The organism is Micromonospora sp. II (genome assembly GCF_001709195.1).
Lineage (GTDB): Bacteria > Actinomycetota > Actinomycetes > Mycobacteriales > Micromonosporaceae > Micromonospora > Micromonospora chalcea.
Genome location: NZ_LYXF01000024.1, coordinates 321,656 through 334,179, shown reverse-complemented (window position 1 = coordinate 334,179; position 12,524 = coordinate 321,656). Strand labels below are relative to the sequence as shown.

Annotated in this window: 12 protein-coding genes; 2 read left to right on the top strand and 10 right to left on the bottom strand. The window is 72.8% G+C overall.

Translation table 11 applies throughout. The features are described from left to right. Positions 1-14: 14 nt before the first annotated feature. The 3 genes from A8711_RS13245 to A8711_RS13235 are packed head-to-tail and all read right to left on the bottom strand — an operon-like array spanning position 15 to position 3,270. Complete coding sequence (locus A8711_RS13245; RefSeq protein ID WP_064445545.1) at positions 15-1,118, bottom strand: 3-dehydroquinate synthase II family protein; 1,104 nt, start codon at positions 1,116-1,118, stop codon at positions 15-17. A gap of 31 nt (positions 1,119-1,149) precedes the next feature. After that, the gene (locus tag A8711_RS13240) at positions 1,150-1,971 is read right to left on the bottom strand and encodes a 2-amino-3,7-dideoxy-D-threo-hept-6-ulosonate synthase (protein ID WP_043323078.1); all 822 of its coding nucleotides are present in this window, start codon (positions 1,969-1,971) and stop codon (positions 1,150-1,152) included. A 15-nt stretch (positions 1,972-1,986) separates the two neighbouring features. After that, complete coding sequence (locus tag A8711_RS13235; protein WP_197494847.1) at positions 1,987-3,270, bottom strand: aspartate kinase; 1,284 nt, start codon at positions 3,268-3,270, stop codon at positions 1,987-1,989. Positions 3,271-3,484: 214 nt separating this feature from the next. Here A8711_RS13235 and A8711_RS13230 point away from each other — a divergent pair, with 214 nt between their 5' ends. Then, entirely contained in the window at positions 3,485-5,470 is a 1,986-nt protein-coding gene (locus tag A8711_RS13230; protein ID WP_069088376.1) for an anthranilate synthase family protein, read from the top strand. A gap of 94 nt (positions 5,471-5,564) precedes the next feature. Further along, complete coding sequence (locus A8711_RS13225; protein WP_069088375.1) at positions 5,565-6,032, top strand: DUF6069 family protein; 468 nt, start codon at positions 5,565-5,567, stop codon at positions 6,030-6,032. A 141-nt stretch (positions 6,033-6,173) separates the two neighbouring features. On the opposite strand, the gene A8711_RS13220 is transcribed toward A8711_RS13225, so the two are convergent. The 7 genes from A8711_RS13220 to A8711_RS13190 all read right to left on the bottom strand — a co-directional run bounded on the left by A8711_RS13220 (position 6,174) and on the right by A8711_RS13190 (position 12,502). Beyond that, positions 6,174-6,563, bottom strand: coding sequence for a VOC family protein (locus A8711_RS13220; RefSeq protein ID WP_043323075.1), 390 nt, complete (start codon positions 6,561-6,563; stop codon positions 6,174-6,176). Positions 6,564-6,574: 11 nt separating this feature from the next. After that, on the bottom strand, positions 6,575-8,626 hold the full coding sequence (locus A8711_RS13215) for a multicopper oxidase family protein (RefSeq protein WP_069088374.1): 2,052 nt from the start codon (positions 8,624-8,626) through the stop codon (positions 6,575-6,577). Continuing rightward, positions 8,623-9,087, bottom strand: coding sequence for a DUF6220 domain-containing protein (locus A8711_RS13210; RefSeq protein ID WP_043323072.1), 465 nt, complete (start codon positions 9,085-9,087; stop codon positions 8,623-8,625). Before A8711_RS13210 ends, A8711_RS13215 begins: the two co-directional genes overlap by 4 nt. Before the next feature lie 54 nt (positions 9,088-9,141). Beyond that, the gene (locus A8711_RS13205) at positions 9,142-9,537 is read right to left on the bottom strand and encodes a DUF6223 family protein (protein WP_043323068.1); all 396 of its coding nucleotides are present in this window, start codon (positions 9,535-9,537) and stop codon (positions 9,142-9,144) included. Positions 9,538-9,728: 191 nt separating this feature from the next. Next, positions 9,729-10,391 carry a response regulator transcription factor gene (locus A8711_RS13200; protein ID WP_030499014.1) on the bottom strand — a complete coding sequence of 221 codons (663 nt, stop codon included), beginning with the start codon at positions 10,389-10,391 and terminating at the stop codon, positions 9,729-9,731. After that, the gene (locus A8711_RS13195) at positions 10,388-11,521 is read right to left on the bottom strand and encodes a sensor histidine kinase (protein ID WP_069088373.1); all 1,134 of its coding nucleotides are present in this window, start codon (positions 11,519-11,521) and stop codon (positions 10,388-10,390) included. Before A8711_RS13195 ends, A8711_RS13200 begins: the two co-directional genes overlap by 4 nt. A gap of 90 nt (positions 11,522-11,611) precedes the next feature. Then, the gene (locus tag A8711_RS13190; RefSeq protein WP_069088372.1) at positions 11,612-12,502 is read right to left on the bottom strand and encodes an aromatic prenyltransferase; all 891 of its coding nucleotides are present in this window, start codon (positions 12,500-12,502) and stop codon (positions 11,612-11,614) included. Between the last annotated feature and the right edge of the window lie 22 nt (positions 12,503-12,524).

Here is a 12,524-nt window from a genome sequence, read left to right as displayed (position 1 = left end):
CTTCCCGCCGCCGCTCACTTCTCGATGCAGAACTCGTCGATCGGGTAGCCGACGTGCCGCTTCTCCACCGGCAGGTAGCCGAGCACCTTCGTGCCGGCGGTCAGCTCGGTGACGTTGAGGACCGTGCCGCCGGGCCCGAGCACGCGCACGTGCCAGTCGTCCTGGACGATGAGGTTGACAGGTGTCCCGGAGGGGGAGACCGCGTCGATCGCCAGCAGCGGGCGCGTCTCGATCTTGACCCGTCCCACGGTGACGACCCGGGACTTCCCCTGCGAGTCGACGGCCAGCACCCGGCCGCCGGAGACCAGCTCGCTGAGGTAGTTGGTCCGCCCGCCGGCGGACAGCGTGTACGAGTGCAGCGCGCCGGCGTTGACCCGGAACGGCCGGGTCGGCATGTACGGCAGCGGATGCGTCTCGCTGCAGCACAGGATCATGCCGGTGGAGTGCGAGCCGACCAGGATGCCCTCGTCCAGGCGGAAGTTCGTGCAGGTGTCGACGCAGGCGCGCTCGCCCATGCCCACCCGCCGGATGCCGGTGACCTCCAGCTCCACGAGCGACAGGTCCGCCGCCGTGCTCACCGCCGCGGTCCGCAGCTCGGTGGCCTCCCCCACGGCGCGCGGCGCCAGCATCACGCCGTCCGAGCCGTGCTCCAGCACGCCGAAGACGATCTCCGCCTCCTCGACGTCGGCGACCTGGGTGATGATGCTGCCCGCCGCGCCCGCCGCGGCGGCCAGCACGATCTCCAGCGGAATCTTGGTGGGGTCGCGGAAGTACAGCAGGCTCCACCGGTCGTGGCGCGCGGACCGGCAGGCGTCCTCCAGGCTGTCCGCGTCGACGATCTCGACGTACCGGCCGAACTCCACGTCCGGGTACCGGGCCGCCAGTTCGGCGGGCTCGCCGTGCCGGGCTGGTTCGACGATCACCAGGTCGGCCGGTTCCAGCTTCTCCGGCAGCGGCCCGCCCTGTGGGAACAGCACCTTCCTCACCGTCGGGGGGAGCGTCTCCAGGTCGGCCGGATCGGCCGCCACGACGGCGTCCACCCGCTGGTGGACCGCCTCCTCGACGATTGCCTCCTTGGCGCCGTTGACGTTACGGATGTCCAGCCAGCACAGCTTCACGGGTTTCTCCTCGGTGGACGGTCAGGGAGTCTCAGGACGTAAGGGCGAGCCGGTCGTCGACGTCGTACCGGTCCGGGACGTGCCGTGGTTCGTGCACCAGCCGCGCCACGGCGGCGGCCATCAGGCCGGGCTGCTCGGCCTGGAACACGTTGCGGCCCATGGCCATGCCGGCCACACCGGCGCGCAGCGCGTCCGAGACGTGGGCGAGCACCGTCTCGGTGTCGGCCGAGCGCGGGCCGCCGGCCACGATCAGCGGAATCGGGCAGCCACGCACCACCTCGGCCATCTGCTCGGGCGTACCCGCGTAGTCGGTCTTGACGATGTCGGCGCCGAGGTCGGCGGCGAGCGTCGCGGCGTGCGCCACCAGTTCCGGCGCCCGGGAGTCGGTGATCTGCGGCCCGCGGGCGTACACCATGGCCAGCAGCGGGACGTTCCAGCGTTCGCACTCCCCCGCCACCGCCGCCAGGTCGGCGATCTGCCGCGCCTCCTGGGGCGAGCCCAGGTTGACGTGCACGCTGACCGCGTCGGCGCCCAGCCGCAGCGCCTCCTCCACGTGGGCGACCAGGTACTTCGCGTCCGGGTCCGGCGCGTGCCGGGTGCTCACGCTCAGGTGCACGATCAGCGACATGTCGCCGAACCAGCGGTGGTCGACGTGCCGCAGGCTGCCCTTGTGCAGCACCACGGCGTCCACGCCGGTGCCGGCCAGCTCACCGAGCAGCGAGTTCAGGTCGCGGCGAAGTGGCCCGTCGGTGACGGAGTGGTCGAGCGGGACGACGAGCAGGCGTCCGTCGCCGCGCCGGAACAGTCGGCGCAGACGCAGGCCACGAGCGAACGAAGCGTTGAGTACGGCCACGGTTTCCTACCTCTCTCAGGCGGTGGCGGAACGACGGGAGGTCAGGGACGTGGCGTCCGCCGGCTCGGACCGGTCGAGGCGGAACGCGCGGTGCAGGGCTTCGACGGCGTCCACGGTGCGGTCCCGCGACACGATCACCGACAGCCGCATCTGGGAGGTGGAGATCCAGCTCGTCGAGATCCCGGCCTCGGCCAGCGCCGCCATCAGCCGGGCCGTGTGCTCGGGGCGGCTGAGCAGGCCCATGCCGACCACCGACACCTTGCCGACGTTCTCGTCGAAGTGGACGCCGCCGTCGAAGGACGCGGTGAGGTCGTGCAGCGCGGTCCGCACCGCGTCGGCCTGGCTGCGGCGGATGGTGAACCCCATCCGGAACTCGCTCTCGTACGGCCCGGACCGGGCCACCAGGTCCGCCACCGCGCCGTGGGCGGCCAGCACCTCGAACACGTCGGGCGCCATGTCCCGCCGGCCGTCGCGGCAGTGCACCAGCACGCGCACCACGTCGGTGTCGTGGGTCACCGCCACCACGGCCCGCCGGGTCTCCAGCGGCCGGTCGTCCGGACGGTCCACGACTGTCGTTCCGGGCGCCTGCGACGCCGCGTTGCGCACGCGCACTTCGACCCCTTCCATGGCGGCCAGCTCGATGCATCGGGTGTGCAGGACCCGCGCGCCGGCGAACGCCATCTCCGCCATGACGCCGGGCTCGACCCACGGCAGGCAACGCGCCGCCGGAAGGATGCGGGGGTCGGCGCTGAACACGCCGTCCACGTCGGTGTAGATCTCGCACGCCGACGCGCGCAGCCGGGCGGCGAGCGCCACCGCTGTCGTGTCGGAGCCGCCGCGTCCGAGCGTGGCGACGTCCCCGGCCCGGTCGATCCCCTGGAACCCGGTGACCACGGCGACCTCGCCGCGGCCCAGCGCCGCCTCGACCCGCGCCGCCCCGATCCGCGAGATCAGCGCGTCGCCGTGCCGGTCGGTGGTGTGGATCTCCGCCTGGTGCCCGGTCAGTGAGACGGCCGGCACGCCGAGCCCGGTCAACGCCAGCGCCATCAGCGCCGCCGACTCGGACTCGCCGACTGCGAGCAACTGGTCGAGTTCCCGGGACGGGCCGGCGGCGCCGACGTCGGCCGCGAGCCGCAGCAGGTCGTCGGTGCGGCTGCCGCGGGCCGACACGACAACTGTCACGGCGGACCCGTCCCGCCGAGCCGCGGCGATCCGCAGCGCGGCGTGCCGTACGCGGTCGAGGGTCTGCAGCGAGGTGCCCCCGTATTTTTGGACCAGCACGTCCACAGTCGTCTTCACCGCCCTCGTCGTATCGGCATTGCGGTCGACAGTAATCGCGGTCGATCTGCGTGGGCACTACTCGCCCGAGTAGTAGCCCGCCGATTCAGTCGTTCACGCCATAACGTCGGCGCGTTACCGGAAACACGTGATGCCGTCGGCGACAACACGTCATGCGCGACGCCTTTTGCCGGACGCACTATCGACAGGCGATCTCTAGGGCAAAGGGAGCGACATGGACGGGACGGAATCGAACGTGGCCGGATTCCCGGATCTGCTGTCCGGTCTCGGCGGCGACGGGCGTGCCTTCGCCCTGCTGCACCGGCCCGGCACGGCCGGGCGCGCGTACGTGGAGGTTCTGACCGGCGAGGTGTGCCAGGTGGACACGCTCGCCGAGCTGCCCCTGCCCGCCGGGCCGGCGACCGGTGGGCGGCACGACCTGCTCGTCGCGGTGCCGTACCGGCAGGTCACCGAGCGGGGGTACGACTGCCACGACGACGGCGCTCCACTGCTCGCGATGCGCGTCCACGAGCAGTTCGGGCTCGACCGCGAGCAGGCGCTGGCGGGCCTGCCCGAGCGCGCCGTACCGGTGACCGACGCCGACTTCGACCTCAGCGACGAGGACTACGCGGCGATCGTCAAGCGGGTGGTGGGCGACGAGATCGGGCAGGGCGCCGGATCCAACTTCGTCATCCGGCGCACCTTCACCGCGCGGCTGGCCGACTGCTCGACCGCCACCGAACTGGCGATCTTCCGCCGGTTGCTGACCGGTGAGCTGGGTTCCTACTGGACGTTTCTGTTCCACTCCGGCGCCGGCACGTTCATCGGCGCGTCACCGGAACGGCACGTCAGCATGATCGACGGAACCGTCTCGATGAATCCCATCAGCGGGACGTACCGGCATCCTCCGAACGGCCCGGCGGTTTCCGGTCTGCTGGAATTCCTGAACGACCCGAAAGAGGCGAACGAACTCTACATGGTGGTCGACGAGGAACTGAAAATGATGGCGCGGATGTGCGCCTCCGGCGGCCAGGTGCACGGCCCGTTCCTCAAGGAAATGGCGCGGGTGACGCACTCCGAGTACATCCTGACCGGCCGCAGCGACCTGGACGTACGCGACGTGCTGCGGGAGACGCTGCTCGCGCCGACCGTCACCGGCAGCCCGATCGAGAACGCGTTCCGGGTCATCACCCGCCACGAGACGACCGGCCGCGGCTACTACGGCGGCGTGCTCGCGTTGATCGGCAGTGACCCGGCCGGCAGCCGTACGCTCGACTCGGCCATCATGATCCGCACCGCCGAGATCGACCACGACGGCAGGCTCCGCCTGGGCGTCGGCGCCACCCTGGTGCGCGACTCCAAGCCGGAGTCGGAGGTGGCCGAGACGCGGGCCAAGGCGGGCGGCATGCGCGCGGCGCTCGGCCTCGGCGTCGACCCGGCCGGCCCGGACGGCGGGCCGGCGACGCCCGTGCGGGCACGCTCGTCCCTGGCCACCGACCCCCGGGTACGGCGGGCGTTGCGCGAGCGCAACGCCACGCTGTCGAGGTTCTGGCTCGACGGCGCGGAGCGGAGAACCCCGAACCGGGCGCTGGCCGGGCGCCGCGTGCTCGTCGTCGACAACGAGGACACCTTCATGGCCATGCTCGACCACCAGCTGCGGGCCCTCGGGCTGCGGTCGAGCATCGTCCGGTTCGACAGCCCGCTGCGGCCGGACGGATACGACCTCGTCGTCGTCGGCCCCGGCCCCGGCGACCCGGGCGACCTGAGCGACAGGCGAATGCGGACTCTGCGCGGGCTCACCCGCGACCTGCTCGCCGGGACGGTGCCGTTCCTGTCCATCTGCCTGGGCCACCAGGTGCTCGCCGCCGAGCTGGGGTTCCCCCTCGCCCGGCGCGCCGTGCCCAACCAGGGCGTGCAGAAGCGGATCGACCTGTTCGGCCGGCCGGAGCTGGTGGGGTTCTACAACACCTACACGGCCCGTTCCGCGCACGACGTGGTGGCCGGCGGCCGGCGGGGCCCGATCGAGATCAGCCGCAGCCCGGACAGCGGTGACGTGCACGCGCTGCGCGGCGCGGGCTTCCGGTCCGTCCAGTTCCACCTGGAGTCCGTCCTCACCCAGCACGGCCCGCGGATCCTGGGCGATCTGCTGGTCTCCCTGCTCGCCGACGGCACGGCCGCCGCCGCGGCCGAGGCGGCGGGCCGGCGCGGGACCCGGCCGTGACGCCCCGGCGTTCAACTGTCCACGATTGACTGTCGCCGTGGCGTCCCCGCATTCTCCCGAGAACACATCGAGGCACCGGACCGGAGGCGACGCCGTGGATGAGGCCACTCACCGACCCCCCGTCGCGGCGCGGTCGAACCGGTCGCCGGCCACCACTCCGGTGTGGCTGGTCGGCGTGCTGGCCACCCTCGCCGGGGCGGTGGCCGCGGAGGCGTTCACGCTCGCCGCCCGGGGTCTCGGCGTGCCGATGGAGGCGGCGGGGGTCTGGGAGGAGCAGGCGCAGGCGATCCCGGTGGGCGCCATCGCCCGCAGCGTCGTGCTCTGGTCGATCGGCGGGATCGTCCTGGCGGTGGTCGCGGCCCGGCGGGCCCGGCGGCCCGTACGCGTCTTCGTGGCCGGCACTGTCGCGTTCACAGTGCTGTCCCTCGCCGCGCCGGCCTTCGCCCAGGACACCGCCGTGTCCACGCAGCTCGTTCTGGCCGGCACCCACGTGATCGCCGGCGCGGTGATCATCCCCGTCCTGGCCGCCCGGCTCTCCGCACCCACCACGAACCGGTACTGATCCCGCCACCGTCCCTCCCGACCTCCGCGATCTTGCACTTTCGGCCCCCGCAAAAGGGATATCCCCGGCACTGGAAGGGCGGTAAGTGCAAGATCGGCGCGGACGGTCCGGGGTAGACGGGAGGCGGTCGGGTCCGGTGGCTCAGCCGCGGGCCGTCGGCTCGAAGATCTCGACCAGGTTGCCGGCCGGGTCGGCGACCAGGAACTGACGACCGCCCGGCCCGGACACGATGTCACTGCGCAACGTCACCCCGGCCCGCTGCAGCCGCTCCCGTTCCGCGTCGACGTCGTCGACGATCAGGTGGATACGGTTGCGCCCGCACCCGGCCGCGTCCGCCGGGGTGACCCGGGCGCCCGAGCTGGCCGGACCGGACAGCAGCAGCCGCAGCGGCCCGCGCACCACGTCCGCGAAGGCCGGCGGGAACGCGGTCGACACCGTGAAACCCAGGTGGGCGGTGTAGAACTCGATCGCCGCCGGCACGTCGTCGACGACGTAACGGACGCCGGCCAGGGCGTGCACGTCTGCGGTCATGGCAGTCCCCCTCAGTGTGCGTGGCTCGTGCTGTCGAAGGGCGTGGTGACACCGTCGTAGACGAGCCGCAGCATCATGCCCTGCTCCTGGTGCGGCAGGTTGTGGCAGTGGTTCATCCAGACACCCGGATTGTCCGCCCGGAACGCCACGTCCCAGACCTCTCCCGGCCGTACGTCGAAGGTGTCCATCCACAGCGGGCTGCCGGAGTAGCGCCGGCCGTCGCGGGACAGGATCAGCACCGGATGACCGTGCAGGTGCCACGGGTGGGTCTCCAGGCTCCGGTTGACCACCGTGAAGCGCACGACGTCACCCTCCCGGACGAGCTGGTCCGGGACGGAGGGGTGCGCGCGGCCGTCGACGGCCTGGGCATAGGCGGGCTTGCCGTCGACCATGGCCAGGGCGCGGTCGAGGACGATGGTGAAGTGCCGGTCGGCGTCGTCGCCGTCGAACGGCACGGGTGCCGGCTCGCCGTATTCCAGCAGGTCCAGCTCGGGCCAGTCGCCGGTGTCCGGCAGGGTGCGGTCGCCGCCGCCGGCGCCGGCCGGGCGCAGCAGGACGCCCTGGTCGGGGTCGTGGTCGAGCAGCAGCGTGACAGTGGCGTCCGGCATGGTCAGGACCACGTCGTACCGGCCACCGGCGGGCAGGCGGAGGCCGACCTCGCGTACCTCGCCCGGCTGGTTGAGGTCGCGGCCGTCGACGGCCACCAGCCGGAACGCCGAGCCGGCGACGGCGAACCAGTGCGGGTTCGAGTCGGTGTTGATCAGACGCAGCCGCACCGGCTGGCCCGGGCGGACGTCGTGGACGGCGCGTCCCTCCTGGTCGCCGAGGATCACGACGTCGTCGAACGTGTGCACCGGCAGCGTCAGGTCCAGCCCGCGCTCCGCGTCCGGCCGGTCCTCGCGCGGCGTCACGACGAGCGTCCCGTACAGCCCCTTGCGCACGGCGGGGTGCGACGCCTGGTGGGTGTGGTACCAGTACGTTCCCACCTGGTCCGCCTGGAACCGGTAGACGAACTCGCCGCCGGGTCGCACCGCGTGCTGCGTGGCGCCCGGCGCACCGTCCTCGCCGCACGGCACGTCGTACCCGTGCCAGTGCAGGGTGACGCCGTTCTCGATGTCGGCGTTGCGGAGCGTCACCTCGATCAGGTCGCCCTCGGTCGCGGTGATGGCCGGCCCGGGCAGCCGGCCCTCGTAGCTCCAGGCGTCGATCGGACGCCCGGCCGGCAGCGTGACGGTGCCCGTCCGGGCGGTGAGCACGTGGCGTCGCGCGGTGCCGCCCGCCGCCGGAGCGCCGGGGCCGCGCAGGTCCGCCACGGAAACCTTCGGGCCGGCGCCACCGGCGTGTCCGGGGCCGCCTCCGGTGACCATCGCCTCGGGCTCCCGGAAGAGCAGGCCGACGCCGGTGGCGCCGGCGCCCGCCGCGACGACGCCCCCGGCCACGCCGAGGAACCGGCGACGGGACAGCGCCGAGGCCCCGGCCGCCACCGGCGCTTGTTCGGGAGAGCCCGCGTCAGCCGCCGCCGAGCGTTCGGCGGAAGCCGCGTCCGCCACCGCCGAGCGTTCCGGGGCGCCCGCGTCCGCGCCCTGCCCGGTGGGTCGTCCGACCACCCGGGCGGTGAGCAGCGCGCCGGCGCAGACGACGGCGACGGCGATCAGCGAGGTGCTCAACGTCAACGGGTAGCCGGCGGTGAACGTCACCACCAGGCCGGCCAGCGCGGCGTAACCGGCGGTCAGCAGCGCGACGAGCCCGCCGGCCGGCAGGCCCGTGGCCGGCGACTGCCGGGCCGCGAGCAGCCGCGGGCCGGCGAGGAGCACCGCGACGATCCCGGCGGCGAAGAGCAGCGGCAGCCCCAGCAGAACCTTCTCCTGGACGAACCACCAGCCGCGCCCGGCCAGCAGCGCCACGGTGCCCAGCCGGGTGATCGTCACGAGCACCGCGGCGACGAGCAGGCCCAGCGCGAGGCGGTTGCGGCCGAGCGCGGCGGTCACGCCTGCCGCGAACCACGTCGCGACACCGAGCAGTGCCACGACGTGGTCCACGAGGATCCATTGGAGCGTGCTCATGAGGCCGTTCGCGCCGAGTCGGCCGCCGGGCCGGTCACAGTGGTGTCCACGCCGGGCGTGGTCGTCGTGTCCGGCCCCGGCCGGACGCTGCGCAGGATGACGCGGGCGACGGCCACCATCACCAGCCCGTTGACCGCGTGCAGGCCGAACACGTACCGGCCGACGGCCGAGTCGCCGGCCGAGTCGCCGAACGCCTTGGCGATGACCGCGATCAGGGCCTGCAGGATCCCCAGCCCGGCGACCAGGCCGGACAGGCCGATGATCCGGCCGGGCATCCGCATCACCGCGGCGGCCACCGTCAGCACCACGGCGACGAGGATGCTCCCCAGACCGAGGATCCGGTGGGGGCGGAACGCCTCCTCGTTGGCCTCGTTGCTGAACGCGCCGCTGGCGGCCAGGAAGAACTGCACCACGAGCACGAGCAGCAGGAACGCTGCCAGTCCGGCGAACACTTTGCGCATGGGACTCCCCTTCGGGTCGGTTGGGTCACCGGGGTGTTCGGTCGGCGGCGCCGGTCAGGCGGCGCGCCGGGAGCGGGTGAATGCCAGACCGCCGACGGCGATCCCGATCAGCGCCAGCACGACGGACACGATGGCGCCGCCACGGCCGTTGCCGCTGCCGACACCGCCGTCGGAGCCGGCCAGGGCGACCACACCGGCGATCAGGCCGGCCACCGCGAGCACCAGCGCGGCGATCGCGTTGCCACGACCGCCGCCGCGCCCCGCGGAGCGCAACGCCCACACGCCCAGGACGAGGCCGAGCAACGCGAGCGCGAGCGCCAGCACGGACCCGGCCCGGCCGGAACCACCGTCACCGTCGGCGGCCGTCACCTGCGCGGCCGCCGGCGCGACGAGTGCGAGCCCACCGAGGACGCCGGTTGCGGCGGCGGTGAGCAGACGACGGATGAACATGGGAGCCCCTTCGGCTGCGGGAACAGGCATCTGCGCCAGCGTAGGTAACGACGCCGCTACGGGTCGTCATGCCGATGGAGACAATCGATCTACTGCGGTGACGGTATTCCCGCGGTGCGGCGTCTGCGCGCGGAGCAGCCGTATACCGCAGTCGCAGCACTGCGAGCGACAGACCGGGCCGTGCCGCCCGGTCAGCGATTGCCGGGTGACACCAGGCCGGACTCGTAGGCGAACACCACCAGCTGTGCGCGGTCACGGGCCTGGAGCTTGGTCATGGCGCGGTTGACGTGGGTCTTCGCGGTCAGCGGGCTGATCACCATGCGATCGGCGATCTCGTCGTTGGACAGGCCCCGGGCGGCCAGCGCGACCGCCTCGCGTTCCCGGTTGGTCAGCTCCTCCATGCCGGGCGTGACGTCCGCGCAGAGCGGCTCCGACACGTACCTGTTGATCAGCATCCGGGTGATCGACGGCGCGAGCAGCGCGTCCCCGCGCGCGGCTACCCGCACGGCGTGCAGCAGGTCGTCCGGCTCGATGTCCTTGACCAGGAAGCCGGTGGCGCCGGCGCGCAGCGCGTGGAAGACGTACTCGTCGAGGCCGTAGTTGGTCAGGATGACCACGCGCACCCCGGCCAGCGCCGGGTCCGCGACGATCTGCCGGGTCGTCTCGACGCCGTCCATGACCGGCATCTGGATGTCGATCAGGGCGAGGTCGGGCAGGTGGTGCCGGGCCAGGGCCAGGCCCTCCCGGCCGTTCCCGCCCTCGGCCACCACCTCGATGTCGTCCTCGGCGTCCAGCAGCGCGCGGAACCCGCTGCGCAGCAGCGGCTGGTCGTCGAGCAGCATGATCCTGATCATGGGACGCGCACCACCGGTAGTTCGGCCTGGACGGTGAACCCGCCGCCGCTGCGGGGTTCCGCCCGGAGCCGGCCACCCAGCGCAAGGACCCGCTCGTGCATCCCGAGCAGTCCGACGCCGGGCACCGGGGCGGCGCCCGGCCGGGCCGTGCCGTCGTCGTCGATCCGGATGCTCAGCGCGTCCGGGCGGTAGTCGATGCGGACCGCGGCGGCCGCGGCGGAGGCGTGCCGGGCCGTGTTGGTGAGCGACTCCTGGACGATCCGGTACGCGGTGCGGCCCACCGCCTCCGGCACGTCCCGCTGGTCACCCTCGATCGTCAGCGTGGTGGCCAGGCCGATCTTCTCGGCCCCGGCCAGCAGTTCCGGGAGGTGGTCGAGACCGTGCGACGGGGACTTGGTCAGGTCGCGCAGCGTCTCCAGGGTCGCGCGCAGCTCCCGGGTCGCCGCCCGGCCGGCCTCCTGGATCGCCAGCAGCGACTCCGGCACCTGCTCGCCGCGCTTACGGGCCAGGTGGACCGCGACCTCCGCCTGCACCTTGATGATCGAGATCTGGTGGGTGAGCGAGTCGTGCAGCTCCCGTGCGATGTGCAGCCGCTCCTGGGTCGCGCGCAGCCGGGCGGTCTCCTCGCGGGTGCGCTCCGCCTCGTCCGCCCGCCGCTCGGCCTGCCGCAACGCCTCACCGGCCGCCGCCGCGGCGACCAGCCAGGCCAGTTCGAGCACGCCCCGCGACTGCGCGAGCGCCTCCTTGAGGGCGCCGTCCGCCGGCGAGACCATGATCGCCAGCGGCAGCACGACGAGCAGGGCCGCGCTCACCCCGAGCGTGACGAGCCGATGCCCGGCCCGGACCGCCGCGTACACCGCGAACAGGTACGCGATGGCCGGCACCCCGAAGCCGACCGCGTTGTAGCCCACCACGCACAGCCCGGTGGCGACCAGCACGGCGACCGGAGCCCGGCGACTGGCGGCCAGCGCCAGGCCGCTCGCCACCACCAGCGCGTAGCCGAGCAGCCCGAGGCCGTCGGGGGCGGGATGGTCACCGGCCAGCGCGCTGATCAGCAGCACCGCCGCCACACCGACCGCGATGACCCAGTTCTTCACCCGGGCCCACACACTGGACAGTCCAGTCCTCATAATCGCACTTTAGCGGAGGGTGCCAGGGTTGAGCCCCGAGCGAACAGGCATTGATCCCGGTGCCGCCGGCCGGGCGGCACCGGCGGGTGTTCAAATGAAGTTCACCGCGCCCGGCTTCCATTTGTAGTGCGACTCGAGTTTGTAGTACTCGCCCTTCGGGGTCAGCGCCACGCCGTAGACGAACTTGCGGTCCCCGCCGCCGTACGGAACGCTTTTCACGAACTTCTCGATCTCCGGTTCCACGGGTACGGGAAGCGTGGTCAGATCCGTTGTCGCCGCGGCGTAGCAGATCCGTTCGATCCCCGGGGAGTCCCAGCCCAGCGTCACGTAGAGCCCGAACGCCCCGGCGCCGAGCCGCAGCATCTGCTCGCTCGGCTCGGCCATCCCGGTCCGCCGCAGCGTCGACCGGATCGTCTCCGGCTCGAAGCACTCGCGCGGTACGTCGTTGAAGTAGACGTTCACGGTCCGGGCCGGGTAGTCGAAGCCCAGCACGCCGACCCGGTCGTCGAGACCGTGCCGGGTGAAGAACCCGGCGTTCGCGGCGAGACTGCGGGGCATCGCCGGGATGCCGGCGAGCGCGGAGGCCACCTGCAGCTCGTCCGGGGCGAAGGCCGCGTAGATCTTCTTGAAGCCGCCGACCACCCCGAAGTCGATGCCGTGGCTCTCCACCGGGCAGCGCCGGTGCACCTCGGCGAGCAGGCCGCCGATGGGGTGGTCGGTCCGCGGGGTGAGGCCCCGGGCGATCGCCGAGGCGTACGGGTCCCGGTCGTCCGGATGCGTCCGGAACCGGCAGTCCAGCTCGCCCGCGTGACGCAGCGCGGTCGCCACCCGGAAGGCGACCACCGCCTCGGGATGCGCGAACGCGTCGCCGTACGCGGACAGGACGGGCCAGACCCGGTCGCGCGAACAGGGCACGTCCAGCTGCCGGGCCGATTCCTCGATGGTCGAGTAGAGCTCGGCCACCTCGGGAGTTCCGGACATCGATCCTCCAAGCATGTGTCGT

Bases quoted from the DNA above. Each gene is read 5' to 3' on its own strand.
- A8711_RS13200 (WP_030499014.1), bottom strand. From the start codon at position 10,391: ATGATCAGGATCATGCTGCTCGACGACCAGCCGCTGCTGCGCAGCGGG.
- A8711_RS13210 (WP_043323072.1), bottom strand. From the start codon at position 9,087: ATGCGCAAAGTGTTCGCCGGACTGGCAGCGTTCCTGCTGCTCGTGCTC.
- A8711_RS13190 (WP_069088372.1), bottom strand. From the start codon at position 12,502: ATGTCCGGAACTCCCGAGGTGGCCGAGCTCTACTCGACCATCGAGGAA.
- A8711_RS13195 (WP_069088373.1), bottom strand. From the start codon at position 11,521: ATGAGGACTGGACTGTCCAGTGTGTGGGCCCGGGTGAAGAACTGGGTC.
- A8711_RS13220 (WP_043323075.1), bottom strand. From the start codon at position 6,563: ATGACCGCAGACGTGCACGCCCTGGCCGGCGTCCGTTACGTCGTCGAC.
- A8711_RS13215 (WP_069088374.1), bottom strand. From the start codon at position 8,626: ATGAGCACGCTCCAATGGATCCTCGTGGACCACGTCGTGGCACTGCTC.
- A8711_RS13205 (WP_043323068.1), bottom strand. From the start codon at position 9,537: ATGTTCATCCGTCGTCTGCTCACCGCCGCCGCAACCGGCGTCCTCGGT.
- A8711_RS13230 (WP_069088376.1), top strand. From the start codon at position 3,485: ATGGACGGGACGGAATCGAACGTGGCCGGATTCCCGGATCTGCTGTCC.